This window comes from Novosphingobium sp. (assembly GCF_041915465.1).
GTDB lineage: Bacteria > Pseudomonadota > Alphaproteobacteria > Sphingomonadales > Sphingomonadaceae > Novosphingobium.
Genome location: NZ_JAYSBK010000065.1, coordinates 1 through 16,658, shown reverse-complemented (window position 1 = coordinate 16,658; position 16,658 = coordinate 1). Strand labels below are relative to the sequence as shown.

Sequence of the window (16,658 nt, the reverse complement as noted above, 5' to 3'; positions counted from 1 at the left end):
AGGCCCGTTTCCTCGCAATCGCGCCCGGTGATGTCGACCACCAGCACCGATCCGGGCAGGAACCGCCCGCTCTCGTAAACCGCCAGCACCTCGTGCTGGCGCAGCCGCTTGCCGCGCGGCACGCCGCACATGTTGGTGAAGATGATGTCGATCGCGTCGATATCCGGGTTCGCGGCGAAGAATGCCTGCGCTTCTTCCAGAGTGGCGCGGTGGTTCGAACTGTAGGGCGGCTGGGTCATAGAGTCATCCGATCAGGGTCTTGAGGCAATCGTCGAGCACTTGCGCCAGACGGTCAACCTGCGCGCGCGTGGTCGCGGGGCTGACAAGGGTCATGTTGTGGAACGGCGCGATCAGCACGCCGCGGTTGATGAGGAACAGGTGCAGCGCGTGTTCGAGCGGTCCGGCCATCGCGGCGCGGGCCTCGGTCCCGTTGCGCGGGGCCTTGGCCGAGCAGATGAACTCTCCGCGCGAGCCGACGTGGGTGACGTGCCAGTCAAGCCCGTTGGCCGCGATCACTGCGCGCAGGGATGCGGCCAGTTCCTCGGCCAGCGGCAGCATGTGGGCATAGGCGGCGGGCGTCATCACCTCGGTCAGGCAGGCGCGCATCGCGGCGAGGGCAAGCGCGTTGGCCGACAGCGTGGTGCCGATCCCGGAATGGCCGGTTTCCCCTTCCGCGCGGGCTCGCTCCATCCGCCGCGCGACCACTTCGCTGAAGCCATAGACCGCGCAGGGGACGCCGCCCGCCACCGGTTTGCCCAGCACGAACAGGTCGGGCAGCGGTCCGTGCGCGGCGGTGTGGCCGCCATAGCCGGTGGAGATCGTGTGCGTCTCGTCAAACACCAGCAGCGTGCCATAGCGGCTGCAGAGCGCGCGCATCGCCTCGAGATAGCCCGGATCGGGCAAGACCATGCCGACATTGGTCAGCGCCGGTTCGGTCAGCACGGCTGCGATGTCTCCGCCTTCGAGCGCGGCTTCGAGCGCGGGCAGATCGTTGAACTCGATCACCACCGTATGTTCGCGCACGTCATAGACTTGGCCGACCAGGCTGCGGCGCAGTTCGGGCAGGCCATCGCGCAGGTCGACGAACACATCGTCCACTGCGCCGTGATAGCAGCCATTGAAGACCAGGATCTTCTTGCGACCGGTAATCCCCCGGCACCAGCGGATCACCGCGCGGTTCGCCTCGCTCGCGCTGGAAGTGACCTGCCAGAACGGCAGCTTGAAACGCGCGGCCAACTCGTCCGCCACGACCACGGCATCGGGGGTGGGGAGCATATAGGTCAATCCGCGGCTGGCCTGCCGGGCGATTGCCGCCGCGACCGGGGCGGGGGCGTGGCCGAACATCGAGCCGGTGTCGCCAAGGCAGAAATCGTCATAGCGATGCCCGTCGACGTCCCACAGCTCGGCCCCCTCGGCGCGTTCGGCAAACAGCGGGAAGGGCGTGCCCCAATCGAGCATCCAGTGGAACGGCACGCCCCGGTGCCAGTGCCGCGCCGCGTCCTTCGCCAGCGCCGCCGAGCGCGGGTTGGCAGCGACATAGCGATCCTGTTCGGCCTTCAACATGGCGGCGATGGCGGTGTCGGTGATCATCGGTGGCCCCCCGTTACAGCCTGTCTCTCAGCGCATACCACAACATGCCCAGCACATAGAGTGGATGACGCAGCAGCGGGCCGCCGGGGAAGGGGCGGGTGGGCAGGTTCGCGAACAGGTCGAACTTTTCGGCATGGCCCTGCATCGCCTCGGCGATCAGGCTGCCCGCCAGCGTGGTCAGAAGCGCGCCATGGCCCGACCAGCCGTGGGCAAAGAAGCTGTTCCCGATCCGCCCGAAGTGCGGCAGGCGGTTCAGCGTCACGCCGACCAGCCCGCCCCAGGCATAGTCGATCTTGACCCCGGCAAGCTGCGGGAAGACCTGCTCCAGATAGGGCCGCACGAAGGCGGCGGCATCGGCGGGCGGGCGCGGCGAATATTTCTCGCCCCCGCCGAACACCAGCCGGTTTTCGGCGCTGAGGCGGTAGTAGTTGAGCACGAACTTGCTGTCCGAAACCGCCGCGCCCGATGGGATCAGCGCGGCGGCGCGATCGGGCGAAAGCGGTGCGGTGGCGACGTTGTAGTTGGCGACCGGCATAGTTATCCGCCCCAGCGCCGGGTCGAGCGTGCCCATCAGCGTATCGCAGGCGAGCACGCCGTGGCGCGCGGTAACGCGGCCCTCAGCGGTCATGGCAAGCACCGGCGCGGCGTGGTCCATCGCGGTGACGGCGCTGTCCTCGAAGATCCGCACCCCAGCATCCAGCGCAGCTTGCGCCAGTCCCAGTGCGTAGTTGAGCGGGTGGAAATGCCCGCCCGCCGCGTCGAAATAGCCGCCGTGGTAGAGCGGGCTCGCGACATAGGCTTGCGTTTCGCCCGGCTCGACGATCCGCGCACTCGCATAGCCGAGCAGGCGCTCAAGCACCTCCAGTTCGCGGCGCATGTCGTCCAGGTGGCCGGGCTTGGCGGCGGCGTAAAAGTGCCCGGCGCGCAGGTCGCAAGCGATGCCGTGCCGCGCGATCCGGCCGCGCACCATGTCGCACGCGGAATTGGCGATGCTGACCAGCTGGCGCGCCCTATCGTCGCCGAACTTTGCGGCAAGGTCCGCCGCGCCCCAGCGCATGCCGGGGATCAGTTGGCCGCCATTGCGGCCTGAAGCGCCCCAGCCGATCCGCGCGCCTTCGAGCAGGATCACCGAATACCCCGCTTCCGCCGCATGGAGCGCCGCCGACAGCCCGGTGAACCCGCCGCCGACCACCACCACGTCGGCGCTTTCCTCACCGCGAAGCTGCGGCTGGCCGGGAAACGGATTGGCTGTCGCCGCGTAAAGCGACGGCGCGTGGCGCTGCACGGCCTAGACCTTCAACAGCAGGTGTTCGCGCTCCCACGAGCTGATGACCGACTGGTAGGCGTAAAGCTCTGCGTCCTTGATCGCCCAGAAGATTTCGAAGAACTCCTCGCCCAGCAGGTTCTTGACCGGCTTGCATTGATAGAACCGGTCAAGCGCGGCCTCGAGCGTGCGGGGCAGGGTGCGCGCGCGGTTATAGGCGTTGCCCTCCAGCATCTTGGGCGGAACCATGCGCTCCACCATCCCGACATAGCCGCAGATCAGCGAGGCGGCGATGGCGAGGTAGGGGTTGGCGTCCGCCCCGGCGAGGCGATTTTCGACGCGGCGGTCCTTGGCATCCGAAATCGGCACGCGAAACCCGCAGGAGCGGTTGTCGCTGCCCCAGTGGACGTTGATCGGGGCGGCGGTATCGGGCCGCATCCGCCGGAACGAGTTCACGTTGGGAGCGACCAGCGGCAGGATCTGCGGCATCAGGCGCACCAGCCCCGCGATATGGCTGCGGAACAGAGCTGTTTCCTTGCCGTTGGCGGTGGAAAAGACGTTGCGCCCGGTCTCCATGCTCAGCACCGACTGGTGGATGTGCATCGCGCTGCCCGGCTGGTCGGCCATCGGCTTGGCCATGAAGGTGGCATAGACCCCGTGTTCCAGCGCAACCTGCCGGACGATGCGCTTGAACAGCAGCACCTGATCGGCCAGCGTCAGCGGGTCGCCGTGGATGAAGTTCACTTCAAGCTGGGCGGCCCCGGCCTCGTGAATCATCGTGTCGATGTTCAGTTCGGCCTTTTCGCACCAGTCATAGATCTGTTCGATGATGTCCTCGAACTCGCTCAGCGCTTCGAGCCCGAAGGCCTCGCTCGCGGTCTCCGCGCGGCCGGAACGGCCCGGCGGCGGTACCAGCGGGAAGTCGGAATCGAGGTTCTTGGAAACCAGGTAGAATTCGGCTTCCGGCGCAATCACGGGCTGCCAGCCCCTGGCTTCGTAGAGCGCCAGCACCTTCTTCAGGATCTGACGCGGGGCAATGTCGACCGGCTTGCCGGACAGCGCGCCCGACGCGTGATAGGCGTCCGCGATCACATAGGCGGTGGGCGTCCTGTAACCCGGTGCCTCGCGGATTGTTGCCGGATCGGGGACCAGGATCAGGTCCGGGTCATAGTCGGGCACGATGTGCTGGATATCTTCGGGATAGCCGCCGGTCACGGTGACGATGAAGACGCTGCCCGGAATGCGCAGTGTGCGATCGGTCACGCTCTTGAGGAACTTGCCCGCGGGCAGAACCTTGCCGCGCTGAATCCCGTTCATGTCCGGGACAATGCATTCCACCTCGCTGATTCCGCGGTCCTTGATCCAGCTGGCGATGTCGATGGTCATGCAAATCACGTTGCGGCCCGGGGCGCGGTGGCCCCGGGCGCGCACTCCTGTCAGAAGTCGAAGGTCAGGCCGCCCACAACCGTGGCATCGCCCAGCGGGGTCAGCGCATGGGCCGTGTCCACGTAGTCGAGGCTGGCGGTGAAGCCCGAACCGAGGTCATAGCTCATGCCGACCTTCCAGTCCTTCTTGTGGTCGCCGAAAGCGCCGTCTTCGATGCCGAAGGTGCCGTGGGCCGACCAGCCGGTTTCACCGAACGGCACATCGCCCGAGACGTAGTAGTACAGGTTATCCTGGCTGCCGATGTTGCTCTGGCTGGGAGCATAGGCCACGCCAACCTTCACGTCGGCCGGGCCAACCTTGGTGCCGAGCGAGCCATAGGCTTCGACGTAGTTGAAGCCGCTGTTGTTGGCATAGGTGTAATAGACCGCGCCGACATCGACCGTGACCGGGCCGACGTCCTTGGTGAAGCCCGCGGTCCAGTCCATTTCGACGTTCTTTGCGCCGCCGTTGCCCAGATCAACGTTCGAGGCCCAGAGGCTGGCATAAAGGCCGCTTTCGTGGCTGACGGTCACCGATGCGGTCACTTCGGGGTCCTTGCCCGACAGCGAGATGCCGCGGAAGCGGTAGTCGCTGAAGGCGCCAACCTGAGCCGAAATGTCGATCGGGCCGGCTGCGGCTGCTTCGTCCTGGGCAAAGGCCGCGGTCGGAATAGCTGCAAGCGGCAGTACGGCTGCAGCCAGGAGCATGCGATAGTTCATGGTATTTCCCTCACTCAATTGGCCCACGAAGGGCCGGTTGGGCCGGTCCGTGCGCGGGTGCTGCATGGCTCCCGCGTTCCGTCCGGTCCTCTCCTACCATCCGGCATAGTGCCTTGAACCGGACTGAAGGCCAATGGAATTTATCTTGGCTATGGCTATCGGCTTTTCCGATAGGGCGGCGCCACGCGATCCGAATAGCGCCCCGGCGGTCATCCCGCTAACCTTGCAGGCCTAGCAGCTGGAGCCCCTTGCGATGCACGAACCCAACGATCTTTCGGCGTTCTGGATGCCGTTTACCGACAATCGCGGCTTCAAGCAGCATCCGCGCATGTTCGTGGCGGCCGAAGGGATGCATTATACCGCCGCTGCCGGGCACCAGGTGCTCGACGCGACGGGTGGGCTGTGGTGCGTCAATGCCGGGCACGCCCGCCGCCCGATCATCGAGGCGATCAAGCAGGCGGCGGAACGGCTCGACTTTGCGCCGACCTTCCAGCTGGCCCATCCCACCGCCTTCGAGGCTGCCGCGAAGCTCGCGCTGCTGATGCCCGAGGGGCTCGACCGCATCTTCTTCACCAATTCGGGCTCGGAAAGCGTCGATACGGCGCTGAAGATCGCGCTGGCTTACCAGAAGGCGCGCGGAATGGGCGGCAAGACGCGGCTGATCGGGCGCGAGCGCGGCTATCACGGGGTCGGCTTCGGTGGCATTTCGGTGGGCGGGATCGTCGGCAACCGCCGCCAGTTCGGCACGCTGCTGACCGGTGTCGATCATATGCGCCACACTCACGATCCGGCCCGCAATGCCTTTACGCGCGGCCAGCCGGCGCACGGCGCGGATCTGGCAGAGGACCTGGAGCGGATCGTGGCGCTGCACGGCGCGGAAACCATCGCCGCTGTGATCGTCGAGCCGGTCGCCGGGTCGACGGGCGTGCTCGTCCCGCCGGTCGGTTACCTAGAGCGGCTGCGCGCGATCTGCGACGCGCACGACATCCTGCTGATCTTCGACGAGGTCATCACCGCCTTTGGCCGCGTCGGCAAGGCGACCGCGGCCGAACGGCTGGGCGTGACGCCCGACATCATCACCATGGCCAAGGGGCTGACCAATGCCGCCGTGCCGATGGGCGCGGTCGCGGTGCGGCGCGAGGTGCACGATACCATCGTGAACGGCGCTGCGCCGGGGATCGAATTGTTCCACGGCTATACCTATTCCGGGCACCCGCTGGCCGCCGCCGCCGCAATCGCCACGCTGGACATCTATGCCGCCGAAGGTTTGTTCGAAAAGGCGATCGAACTGGGCGATTACTGGGCCGACGCGGTTCATTCGCTGAAGGGCGCGCGCCACGTGATCGATTGCCGCAACTTCGGCCTGATCGGCGGGATCGAACTGGAACCGCGCCCCGGCGCGCCGACCAAGCGCGCGATGGAGGTGTTCCACCGCGCGTTCGATTCCGGCCTGCTGATCCGCGTGACGGGCGATATCATCGCTCTGTCGCCGCCGCTGATTCTCGAAAAGAGCCATATCGACGAGATCTTTGGCCGGATCGGGGAAATCCTGGCGCAGATCGACTGAGGCGCGGCGCTTTTCCCACCAACCGATTGCGGCAGGTCAAGGCGTGCGGCAAAAGGGTGTGGGAGATAGCGGAAATGACCAGCGAACTGACCCTTACCCTGCACGGCGCGGCGCGCACCGTGACGGGATCGTGCCACGAATTCGTCTGCGGCGGATCGCGCGTGCTGGTCGACTGCGGAATGTTCCAGGGTTCGCGCACCTTGGAAGGGCTCAACCAGGGCGCCTTCGGGTTCGATCCGCGCAAGGTCGATGCCGTGGTGCTGACCCATGCCCACATCGACCATTCGGGCCTGCTGCCGCGCCTTGTGGCCGAAGGCTTTACCGGGCGTATCTGGTGCACCCAGCCGACCGCCGACCTGCTTGAATACATGCTGGCCGATGCGGGCCGCATCCAGGAAGCCGATACCCAGCGCCGCAACCGCCGCCGCGACCGCGCAGGCGAGGAGGAGTTCGCCCCGCTCTATACCGAGGCCGATGCGCTGGCCGCCTGGGGCCAATGCGCTTCGGTCGAATACGAAGAGTGGTTCGAACCCGCCCCCGGTTTCCGCGCGCGGTTCTGGAATGCCGGACACATCCTGGGTTCCGCTTCCGCCGAACTGCAGGCCGGCGGCACCCACGTGCTGTGCTCGGGCGACCTCGGGCCGGAAAACAAGGCGTTCCATCCCGATCCCGAAGGGCCTGCCGGGTTCGACCACGTGCTTTGCGAAAGCACCTATGGCGACCGTGAGCGCGAACCCGTGACGATTGAAATGCGGCGCAAGCTGCTCGAGGCGGAAATTCGCGGGGCGCTGTCACGCGGCGGCAACCTCGTGATCCCGACCTTTGCGCTGGAACGCACGCAGGAACTGCTGCTCGACATTGCCGAATTGATCCGCGCCAAGGCCATTCCCGACGTGCCGGTGTTCATCGACAGTCCGCTCGCCAGCCGGGCAACCAAGGTCTTCGCGCGTCATGCGGACGAACTGGAAGACGTCGATCCGGACTGCACTTTCAACTGCCCCAATTTCCATTTTACCGAGAGCGTAGCGGAATCGATCCGGCTGAACTCCGTCTCGGGCGCGATCATCATGGCGGCATCGGGAATGTGCGAGGCCGGGCGCATCCGCCACCACCTGATCCACAACCTGCACAAGCGCGAATCCACGGTGCTGTTCGTCGGCTATCAGGCCGAAGGCACGCTGGGCCGGGTGATCCTGGAAGGGGCGGGCCGGGTGCGCATTTCGGGCGAGGACGTGATCGTGCGCGCCGCGATCCGCCGGATCGACAGCTATTCCGCCCATGCCGATCAGGGCGAGCTGCTCGACTGGATCGCCGCGCGCGCGCCGATCGGCGGCACGCTGTTCCTGGTCCACGGCGAACAGGGCGCGCTCGATACGCTGCGCGGCATGGCGGCGAACCGCGTGCCGGGCACCAATATCGCGACGCCCGAGATTGGCGAGACCTATGCCCTGCCGCCCGGCGCGCCTGCGCGCCGGCTGAAGACCGGGCGCAGCGACCTGACCCGCGCGCTCGGGCATGACTGGCAGAACTCCTATGCCGAATTCGTCACCGGCCTGAAGCGCGACCTGTCGCGGATCGACGACCAGCGCGAACGCGAACGCGCGATTGCCGAAATGCGCAAGGTGCTCGACAGCTACACCCGCTTTCGTGCCGATCACAAAGGCCGGGGGCGGCACTAGTGGACGAAGGCCGGGTCATCTACCGCACGGCCGGTCTGACCAAGTCCTATGGCGAAGGGCCTGCCGCTGTCCACGCGCTGCGCGGGGTGGACCTGACGGTCCACGCCGGGGAACTGCTGGTGCTGCTCGGCCCGTCGGGATCGGGCAAGTCCACCCTGCTCAATATCCTTGGCGGGCTGGACCGGGCGACATCGGGGCAGGCCTGGTTCGAGGATTTGGAACTGACCGCGCTCGATGAGGACGGCCTTACCGAATACCGCCGCCGCTCGATCGGCTTCGTGTTCCAGTTCTACAACCTGATCGCCTCATTGACCGCGCGCGAGAATGTGCAGCTGATCACCGACATCGCCGAAGACCCGATGACCCCGGAAGAGGCGCTGGCGCTGGTGGGGCTGGAGGACCGGCTCGATCACTTTCCGGCGCAGCTTTCGGGCGGCGAGCAGCAGCGCGTCGCCATCGCCCGCGCCATTGCCAAGCGCCCGCAGGTGCTGCTCTGCGACGAGCCGACTGGCGCGCTTGACAGCAAGACCGGGATCCGTGTTCTCACCGCGCTCGAAACGATCAACCGCGAGGTCGGGACGACGGTCTTCATCATCACCCACAATGCCGTGATTGCCGAAATGGCCGACGAGGTGGTGCGCTTTGCCGATGGCGCGATCGCCAGCCACGGCCGCAACCCCGTGCGGCGGTCCGCGACCGGGCTGGAGTGGTGAGCAAGCTTCCGCCGCTGACGGTCAAGCTGCTGCGCGACGTCTGGCGGCTGCGTGCCCAGGCGCTGGCCATCGCGCTGGTCATGGCGGCGGGGGTGGGCATGGTGGTCGCCTCCTATGGCATGATGCGTTCGCTGGAGGCGACGCGCACCGCCTATTACGACCGTTATGCCCTGGCCGATGCCTGGGTGCCGCTGCGCCGCGCACCCGATAGTCTGGGGCGCGAGCTGGCCCGGCTGCCGGGGATTGCGGCGCTGGAAACGCGGGTGACTGCTGCGGCGACGCTCGATATTCCCGGCGTCGCCGAACCGGCCTCGGCGCGGCTCCATTCGCTGCCGGTCTCGATCAATCGGCTGGTGCTGCGCTCGGGCCGGATGCCGCAGGAAGGGCGCGGCAACGAAGTGGTGGTAAGCGAGATGTTCGCCCGCGCCGCGCGGCTCTCGCTGGGCGATACCCTGCCCGCGCTGGTCTATGGCAAGCGGATCGACCTCAAGATCGTCGGCACCGCGCTGTCGCCCGAATATGTCTATGCGGTCGCGCCGGGGCAGATCTTTCCCGACAACCGCCGCTTCGGGATCGTCTGGATGGCGCGCAAGCCGCTCGCCGGGCTGCTCGATATGCGCGGCGGCTTCAACGAGGCGGTGGTGCGGCTCACCCCCGGAACCTCTGTTGAAGAGGCAATCCGCCGGATCGACAACGCCAGCTCGCATTACGGACCGACCGGGGCCTATGGACGCGATTTGCAGACCTCTGACCGGTTCCTGACCAACGAGGTCGACCAATTGAAGACCACGGTGGAAATCCTCCCGCCGATCTTCCTGGGCGTGGCGGCCTTCCTGCTCAACATCCTGCTTGCCCGGCTGGTCGATACCGAGCGCGAGGTGATCGGCCTGCTCAAGGCATTCGGTTATCGCAGCGGGGCGATCATGCGCCACTATGCCAGCCTTGCGCTGCTGCTATCGGCTGGCGGCGTGCTGGCGGGTTGGGTGCTGGGGGCGTGGATGGGGCGCGGGATGACCGCGATGTATCAGGACTATTTCGTCTTCCCGTTCCTGAACTTCGTCGCCGGGGCCGACATCTATTTCGGCGCGGCGGCGCTCGCGTTGCTGGCGGTGCTGGCGGGCGCGGCGAGCGCGGTGTGGCGCGCCCAGCGGCTCGCCCCGGCCGAGGCGATGCGCCCGCCCGCCCCGGCGCGCTTTTCCTCGCGCGGAGTGGGGGACCGGTTTGTGCGGCTGTTTCCCGACGAACCGAGCCGGATGATCCTACGCGGCTTCGTGCGCCGCCCGCTGCGCTCCGCCGCCAGCGTGCTGGGGCTGGCCATGGCGCTGGCGCTCTATGTTGCCTCGGCCAGTTCGACCGACAATGTCGACAAGATGATCGCGCTCGCATTCGAACGCGGCCAGCGCGCGGACCTTGCCGTGGCCTTTGCCGAACCGCGCGATGGCCACGTGGTGCGCGAGCTTGAGAGCCTGCCGGGGGTGCAAAAGGTTGAAACCTATCGCAGCGTCGCCGCCGAGCTCAGCCATGGACCCTATCACGAGCGCGAGGCCCTGCTTGGCCTGCCGCAGGGTGCGGACCTGATGCGGATGGTGACGCTGGACGATCAGGTGATCCAGCCCCCGCGCGAAGGCGCGATCGTGTCCAGCCAGCTTGCCCGCAAGCTGGACCTCAACGTGGGCGATCGGATCGACGTGGCCGTGACCGAGGGCGAGCGCCAGCGCTTTTCCCTGCCCGTGGTGCAGGTGATCGACGTGCCGCTGGGCGCGTCCGTAGTGGTGGAGCGCGGCGCGCTGGCCCGGCACCTGCGCGAAGGCGATGTGGCGAGCGGAGCCTACCTGCTGGCCGATCCGGCGCAGTCGGGCGCGCTCTATGCCGCGCTCAAGCGCACGCCGATGGTCGCAGCCGTCAACGTGGCCGAGGCGGCGGTGCGCGGCATCCGCGAAACCGTGGCGCAGAACATGGGGATCGTCACCCTGTTCAACACGATCTTCGCAATGCTGATCGTGGCGGGCGTTTCCTATACCGGGGCGCGGATCAGCCTGTCCGAACGCGCGCGCGATCTTGCCTCGATGCGGGTGTTGGGCTTCCGCAAGGTCGAGGCGGGCTTCGTGCTGGTGGGCGAACAGGCGCTGCTCACGCTCGCCGCGCTGCCGCTGGGGCTGGGGCTGGGCATGGCGCTGTCGCGCTATATCGCGGCCTCGTTTTCGTCCGATATGTTCATGATCCCCTATGCGGTCAGCGCGCGCACGCTGGCCGAAGGGGTGGTGGTGGTCGCCTTCGCCAGCGCCGCCACGACCTGGCTGATCCGCCGCAGCGCGGACCGGCTCGATCTGATAAGAGCCTTGAAGACTCGGGAGTGACCATGCAGGCCAAACGCTTCACCGGACAACGGATTATCGGCATCGCGATCCTGATCGCGGCGGCGCTGACGGTCTGGTTCATGCTGCGCACGCCCGCGCTTGAGGTCGACATGACCGAAGTGACGCGCGGGGAAATGCGCGTGACTGCCGATGACCTTGGCGAAACGCGGATTCACAACCTCTATGCCGTCAGTGCGCCGGTGACCGGCAACCTGCTGCGCGTGGCCTTCAAGCCGGGGGCGCAGGTGAAGGCGGGCGAGGTGCTGGCCGAGATTCAGCCGGTCGCACCCAGTCCGGTCGATGCCCGGTCCTATGCCCAGACGACCGCGAATATTGCCGCGCTCGAAGCACAGGTCGCCGCCGCGTCCGCTCAGGTGCAGGAAGCGCGCGCGGCCGAACAGCTCGCCCGATCGAACTTCGCGCGCGCCGATGCGCTGTTGGGCAAGGGCTTCGTTTCCAAGGCGCAGCACGATGCCGCCAAGGCCGAGCTCGCCCGCAGCCGTGCAGCGAGTGCGGCGGCGGTGCAGGCACAGAATGCCGCGCAGCACAGCCTGCAGGCGGCGCGCGCCAGTCTTGCCACCACCGCCGCCGTGCCCAAGGGGCAGGTGGTGCGGGTGATCGCCCCGGTTTCGGGATCGGTGCTGCGCGTGCTGCAGGAAAGCGACCGCGCCGTGGTGGCCGGGACCGCGCTGGTCGAGATCGGCGATCCGGCCGATCTCGAGATCGTCTCCGATATGCTGTCGGCCGATGCGGTGCGGGTCAAACCGGGCGCGGAGGTAATCGTCGATGGCTGGGGCGGCGATGCGCCGCTGAAAGGCAAGGTGCGGCTGGTGGAACCTTTCGGCTTCACCAAGATTTCCGCGCTTGGTGTCGAGGAACAGCGTGTCAACGTGGTGGTGGACCTTACCGATCCGCGCGCCAGCTGGGGCAGCCTTGGCCACGGCTACCGCGTGATCGTGCGGGTCGCGCTGTGGTCTGCGCCCGATGTGCTGCGCGTGCCGGTGGGCGCGCTGTTCCGGCAAGGCGCGAACTGGGCGGCCTTTGTCGTGGGAGCGAACGGCAAGGCGCGGATGGTTCAGGTCAAGGTCGGGCACATGAGCGATGAATACGGCGAAGTGCTGGGCGGCCTCTCTGCGGGCGACAAGGTGATCCTCCACCCCGGCGACAAGGTGAAGGACGGCGTGAAGGTGAAGGCGGCAAGCTGAAGCGATGCAAGCGGGCGACGATCAGGACCAGTTGCTGCGAACCCCGCGCCGCACGCGCCTTGCCGCGTTCGTCGGTGCGGCGCTGCTCCAGATCGTGGTCGTGTTCGGGCTGGTTCGCGCTTTTGCGCCGCAGTTTGCCGAGCAGGCGATGAAGGCGGTGGTTTCGACCTTTTCCGTCACGGTCACCACGCCCCCGCCGCAGCCGGAACCCGCAAAAGAGATCGACGCCGCCGGCGCCGCTGGCGAAGCGGGGCGCAAGGCCGTGGCCCGCGCCGAGAATGCGCCGCCACCAAAGGTTCCGATCGCTGCCAAACCCGCGCCGCGCGCTGCCAGAACCGGCGATGCCAACAGCTCTGGCGCGAAGGACGTGGGCGAGGGGACGGGCGCCGCCGGTGCGGGTCTTGGAACGGGCAACGGCAATGACGGCAACGGACAAGGCGGCGGCCTTACCCGCAAGGCCGAGAAGATTTCGGGGACGATTGCCGAGAAGGATTACAATAAGGCGAACCGCGCGCTCCGACTGGGCAATTCGGTGACCATCGCGATCACTGTCGGCGCCGATGGCAAGCCAACCGGCTGCCGGGTGGTGCGCCGCAGTCCCGACCCGGAAGCCGATGCGCTGACCTGCCGTCTCGCGGTCGAGCGGTTCCGCTTCCGTCCCGCAACCGATACACAGGGCAACCCTGTAGCGTCGGTTTATGGCTGGCAGCAGCGCTGGTTTTATTGACCTTCGCACGGCTGCGCTTCTAACTGCCGGGCAAACGAATCCCGGAGAGAACCTGCAATGGCCACCAATCATCCCGTCCCCGCCGAATGGGCCGCTCGCGCTTATGTCAACGCGGGCCGCTATGCCGAGATGTACCGCCGTTCGCTCGAACAGCCCGAGGCGTTCTGGCGCGAAGAGAGCGCCCGGCTGGACTGGATCAAGCCGTGGACCAAGCTCAGCCAGTGCAGCTATGACGAAGCCGATTTCGGGATCGAATGGTTTTCCGACGGCACGCTCAACGTTTCGGCCAACTGCCTTGACCGCCACCTTGCCGAAAACGGCGAGACGACCGCGATCATCTGGGAAGGCGATGACAGCGAGCACCAGCGCCGCCTGACCTATCGCCAGCTCCACGCCGAAGTGTGCCGCATGGCCAACGTGCTGAAAGACCTCGGCGCGAAGAAGGGGCAGCGGATCACCATCTACCTGCCGATGATCCCCGAAGCGGCGGTGGCGATGCTGGCCTGCACCCGGATCGGGGCGATCCACTCGATCGTGTTCGGCGGCTTCAGCCCCGAGGCGCTGGCGGGCCGCATCCAGGACTGTGACAGCAATATCGTCATCACTGCCGACGCCGGGATGCGCGGGGGCAAGCAGGTGCCGCTGAAGGCCAATGTCGATGCCGCGCTTGATCACTGCCCCTCGGTTGAGGCGGTGCTGGTGGTGCGCCATGTCGGCAATGCCGTGACCATGGCCGCGGGCCGCGATCACTGGTGGGACGAGGCCAAGCAGACCGTTTCCGCCGACTGCCCGTACGAGGAAATGAACGCGGAAGATCCGCTGTTCATCCTCTACACCTCCGGTTCCACCGGCAAGCCCAAGGGCGTGCTGCACACCACCGGCGGCTATCTCACCTGGGCGGCGATGACGCACCATTACGTGTTCGATTACCGCCCCGGCGAAATCTACTGGTGCGCGGCCGACGTGGGTTGGGTCACGGGGCACAGCTATGTCGTCTACGGCCCGCTCGCCAATGGCGCGACGACCGTGATGTTTGAAGGCGTGCCGAACTATCCCGATCACAGCCGGTTCTGGGAAATCGTCGATCGGCACGGCGTCAACATCTTCTACGGCGCCCCCACGGCGCTGCGCGCGCTGATGCGCGAGGGCGATGAATGGGTGAAGAAAACCAGCCGCAAGAGCCTGCGCCTGCTCGGCTCGGTCGGCGAGCCGATCAATCCGGAGGCCTGGGAATGGTACTGGCGCGTGGTCGGCGATGAGCGCTGCCCGATCGTCGATACCTGGTGGCAGACCGAAACCGGCGGGGCGATGATCACGCCGCTGCCCGGCGCGACCGACCTCAAGCCGGGTTCAGCTTCCAAGCCGATGTTCGGCGTGGTGCCGCAGTTGGTCGATGCCGAGGGCGCGGTGCTGGAAGGCGCGGCGGAAGGGAACCTGTGCATCACGCAAAGCTGGCCCGGGCAAATGCGCACCGTCTGGGGCGATCACGAACGCTTCTTCCAGACCTATTTCACCACCTATCGCGGCAAGTATTTCACCGGCGACGGCTGCCGCCGAGACGAGGATGGCTATTACTGGATCACCGGCCGCGTCGATGACGTGATCAACGTCTCGGGCCACCGCATGGGCACCGCCGAGGTCGAAAGCGCGCTGGTCGCCCACACCAAGGTGGCCGAAGCCGCCGTGGTGGGCATGCCGCACGAGATCAAGGGGCAGGGCATCTATGCCTATGTCACGCTCAACGTCGGCGAGGAGGGCAGCGAGGAGGTGCGCAAGGAGCTCGTCCAATGGGTGCGCAAGGAAATCGGCCCGATCGCCACGCCGGACGTGATCCACTTCGCCCCCGGCCTGCCCAAGACCCGCTCGGGCAAGATCATGCGCCGCATCCTGCGCAAGATCGCCGAAGGGGACGTCTCGAACCTGGGCGATACCTCGACGCTCGCCGATCCGAGCGTAGTCGATACGCTGCTGACCAGCGGGCGCTGATCAGGGCTGCTGGGTGCGGCGCAGCATGGTGGTGTCGTAACCCAGCGCGCGGGTCCGCGCGATCAGGGCTTCGACCGCCGCCTCGCCGGGGTTCGCCTCGCGCGAGAGGATCCACAGGTAGCGGCCCGAAGGCTCGCCAATGATGGCCCAAGAATAGTCGTCGGCGCGGTCGAGCACCCAGTAATTGCCATAGAATGGGCCGAAGAAGCTGACCTTCAGCTTGGCCCCGGTGGCGGTGTCGACGACTTTTGCCTTGCCCTTGGCCTGCGTCACCTTGCCGTTGGGTTTGCGGCAGCTGTTCAGCACGGAAATCGTCCCGTCCTCGCGCAAGGCATAGTCGGCGGTCACACCCTCGCAGCCCTTCTGGAAACCCTGTTCATAGCGGGCCAGTTCGTACCAGCGGCCAAGATAGCGTTGCAGTTCGACCGGCTTGGCCGGCTGCGGCACTGCCCGGTTGCCCACCGGGTGCTTGTCGAACACTGCCGCGCATCCGCCCAGAACGAGCGCGCCAAGCGCAATGATGGCAAGCTTTGAAAGCGATCTTGGCATGATGTCGTGGTCCTTCAGCTGGCGGCGGCAACCACTTGTATTTGGGAACGCTTGGCCGATAATCCAGCCCCATGATCGCACAGACCATCCAACTCGCCCTTGCCCCGGTGTTCGTGCTGGTGGCGATGGGCAACATCCTCAACCTGCTGTCGACCCGGCTGGGCCGCGTGGTTGACCGGGCGCGGGCCTTGCAGGACCGCCACGTTGCGACCGAAGGGCCGGAGCACGATATGGTCGTGACCGAAATCCGCATGATCGATCAACGGATCACTCTGGTTACCCGGGCGATGCGCCTGCTGGTGGTCAGCGGCCTTTCGATCGGGACGACCGTGGCGGTGCTGTTCTGCGAGGAACTGTTCGCGATGAACCTGCAACGCCTCGCGGCGGGTACGTTCCTCTTGGCGATTGCGCTGTTGATGGTCGCGCTGGTGCTGTTCCTGCGCGAGACACAGATCGCCGCCGAGCAGCTCAGAATTCCGCGCGAATACCTGGAGGGCTAGGCTCAGGCCTGGCCGAGCAGCTTTTTTGCCTTGGGCTCGATCGCCGAGCGGATCATCGGCCCTACGAAGGACAGTGCCATCGGCAGGTCGAATTCGAAGGCGAGGGCATCGTCCGAAATGTCGACGCAGCCTTCGATGGTCTTGCCCATGGCTGTCACCGACAGCGCCATCTTGTCTTCCGAAGGCCAGCTGGTGGTGACTTCGGCCATGCCCGCCGGGGCGATCTGGGCAATCTCGCCCTCATGCTCGCGCACGCGGCGCCGCACTTCCTCGCGGCCAAGGCTGTGGGGAAAGGTCATGCGCATCACTGGTGTCCTTCGGCAGCGTCCATGGCATCGCCATATTTGTAATCGAGGTAGCGGGTCTTGATCGCCAGA

14 protein-coding genes and 1 pseudogene are annotated in these 16,658 nt (G+C 66.6%); 8 read left to right on the top strand and 7 right to left on the bottom strand.

All coding sequences use genetic code 11. The features are described from left to right. From ACE3SN_RS11530 to ACE3SN_RS11510, 5 genes and pseudogenes are all read right to left on the bottom strand, one after another. Nucleotides 1-239 (bottom strand): annotated as a pseudogene (locus ACE3SN_RS11530) (glutamine synthetase); the annotation flags it as partial. Between the two features lie 4 nt (nt 240-243). After that, nucleotides 244-1,590: an aspartate aminotransferase family protein gene (locus ACE3SN_RS11525; RefSeq protein ID WP_374530149.1), complete on the bottom strand. Its 1,347-nt coding sequence runs from the start codon at nt 1,588-1,590 to the stop codon at nt 244-246. 13 nt (nt 1,591-1,603) lie between these two features. Next, entirely contained in the window at nt 1,604-2,875 is a 1,272-nt protein-coding gene (locus ACE3SN_RS11520; RefSeq protein ID WP_374530148.1) for an NAD(P)/FAD-dependent oxidoreductase, read from the bottom strand. Between the two features lie 3 nt (nt 2,876-2,878). Next, nucleotides 2,879-4,240 (bottom strand): glutamine synthetase family protein, encoded by a 1,362-nt coding sequence (locus tag ACE3SN_RS11515; protein ID WP_374530146.1) that lies wholly within the window; start codon nt 4,238-4,240, stop codon nt 2,879-2,881. 50 nt (nt 4,241-4,290) lie between these two features. Further along, on the bottom strand, nt 4,291-4,998 hold the full coding sequence (locus ACE3SN_RS11510; protein WP_374530144.1) for a TorF family putative porin: 708 nt from the start codon (nt 4,996-4,998) through the stop codon (nt 4,291-4,293). Nucleotides 4,999-5,251: 253 nt separating this feature from the next. Here ACE3SN_RS11510 and ACE3SN_RS11505 point away from each other — a divergent pair, with 253 nt between their 5' ends. The 7 genes from ACE3SN_RS11505 to acs all read left to right on the top strand — a co-directional run bounded on the left by ACE3SN_RS11505 (nt 5,252) and on the right by acs (nt 15,232). Continuing rightward, nucleotides 5,252-6,565: an aspartate aminotransferase family protein gene (locus ACE3SN_RS11505; protein WP_374530142.1), complete on the top strand. Its 1,314-nt coding sequence runs from the start codon at nt 5,252-5,254 to the stop codon at nt 6,563-6,565. Between the two features lie 74 nt (nt 6,566-6,639). Next, nucleotides 6,640-8,244, top strand: a complete 1,605-nt coding sequence (locus tag ACE3SN_RS11500) for an MBL fold metallo-hydrolase (protein WP_374530140.1) — start codon at nt 6,640-6,642, stop codon at nt 8,242-8,244. Next, entirely contained in the window at nt 8,244-8,957 is a 714-nt protein-coding gene (locus ACE3SN_RS11495) for an ABC transporter ATP-binding protein (protein WP_374530138.1), read from the top strand. Before ACE3SN_RS11500 ends, ACE3SN_RS11495 begins: the two co-directional genes overlap by 1 nt. Continuing rightward, on the top strand, nt 8,954-11,314 hold the full coding sequence (locus tag ACE3SN_RS11490) for an FtsX-like permease family protein (RefSeq protein ID WP_374530136.1): 2,361 nt from the start codon (nt 8,954-8,956) through the stop codon (nt 11,312-11,314). Before ACE3SN_RS11495 ends, ACE3SN_RS11490 begins: the two co-directional genes overlap by 4 nt. Before the next feature lie 2 nt (nt 11,315-11,316). Next, a complete protein-coding gene (locus ACE3SN_RS11485; protein ID WP_374530132.1) occupies nt 11,317-12,519 on the top strand; it encodes an efflux RND transporter periplasmic adaptor subunit in 1,203 nt (400 codons plus the stop codon). A gap of 4 nt (nt 12,520-12,523) precedes the next feature. Further along, the gene (locus ACE3SN_RS11480) at nt 12,524-13,246 is read left to right on the top strand and encodes a TonB family protein (RefSeq protein ID WP_374530130.1); all 723 of its coding nucleotides are present in this window, start codon (nt 12,524-12,526) and stop codon (nt 13,244-13,246) included. 57 nt (nt 13,247-13,303) lie between these two features. Further along, nucleotides 13,304-15,232, top strand: coding sequence for an acetate--CoA ligase (gene acs, locus ACE3SN_RS11475; protein ID WP_374530128.1), 1,929 nt, complete (start codon nt 13,304-13,306; stop codon nt 15,230-15,232). On the opposite strand, the gene ACE3SN_RS11470 is transcribed toward acs, so the two are convergent. Further along, entirely contained in the window at nt 15,233-15,781 is a 549-nt protein-coding gene (locus ACE3SN_RS11470; protein ID WP_374530126.1) for a lipocalin family protein, read from the bottom strand. A gap of 71 nt (nt 15,782-15,852) precedes the next feature. Between ACE3SN_RS11470 and ACE3SN_RS11465 the strand changes: the two genes are divergently transcribed. Next, nucleotides 15,853-16,281 carry a DUF2721 domain-containing protein gene (locus ACE3SN_RS11465; protein WP_374530124.1) on the top strand — a complete coding sequence of 143 codons (429 nt, stop codon included), beginning with the start codon at nt 15,853-15,855 and terminating at the stop codon, nt 16,279-16,281. 2 nt (nt 16,282-16,283) lie between these two features. On the opposite strand, the gene ACE3SN_RS11460 is transcribed toward ACE3SN_RS11465, so the two are convergent. Beyond that, nucleotides 16,284-16,586, bottom strand: a complete 303-nt coding sequence (locus ACE3SN_RS11460; RefSeq protein ID WP_374530122.1) for a polyhydroxyalkanoic acid system family protein — start codon at nt 16,584-16,586, stop codon at nt 16,284-16,286. Between the last annotated feature and the right edge of the window lie 72 nt (nt 16,587-16,658).

Coding starts and splice junctions, on each gene's coding strand:
- ACE3SN_RS11470 (WP_374530126.1), bottom strand. CDS start 15,781: ATGCCAAGATCGCTTTCAAAGCTTGCCATCATTGCGCTTGGCGCGCTC.
- ACE3SN_RS11510 (WP_374530144.1), bottom strand. CDS start 4,998: ATGAACTATCGCATGCTCCTGGCTGCAGCCGTACTGCCGCTTGCAGCT.
- ACE3SN_RS11460 (WP_374530122.1), bottom strand. CDS start 16,586: ATGCGCATGACCTTTCCCCACAGCCTTGGCCGCGAGGAAGTGCGGCGC.
- ACE3SN_RS11525 (WP_374530149.1), bottom strand. CDS start 1,590: ATGATCACCGACACCGCCATCGCCGCCATGTTGAAGGCCGAACAGGAT.
- ACE3SN_RS11465 (WP_374530124.1), top strand. CDS start 15,853: ATGATCGCACAGACCATCCAACTCGCCCTTGCCCCGGTGTTCGTGCTG.
- ACE3SN_RS11515 (WP_374530146.1), bottom strand. CDS start 4,240: ATGACCATCGACATCGCCAGCTGGATCAAGGACCGCGGAATCAGCGAG.
- ACE3SN_RS11500 (WP_374530140.1), top strand. CDS start 6,640: ATGACCAGCGAACTGACCCTTACCCTGCACGGCGCGGCGCGCACCGTG.
- ACE3SN_RS11485 (WP_374530132.1), top strand. CDS start 11,317: ATGCAGGCCAAACGCTTCACCGGACAACGGATTATCGGCATCGCGATC.
- ACE3SN_RS11480 (WP_374530130.1), top strand. CDS start 12,524: ATGCAAGCGGGCGACGATCAGGACCAGTTGCTGCGAACCCCGCGCCGC.
- ACE3SN_RS11505 (WP_374530142.1), top strand. CDS start 5,252: ATGCACGAACCCAACGATCTTTCGGCGTTCTGGATGCCGTTTACCGAC.
- acs (WP_374530128.1), top strand. CDS start 13,304: ATGGCCACCAATCATCCCGTCCCCGCCGAATGGGCCGCTCGCGCTTAT.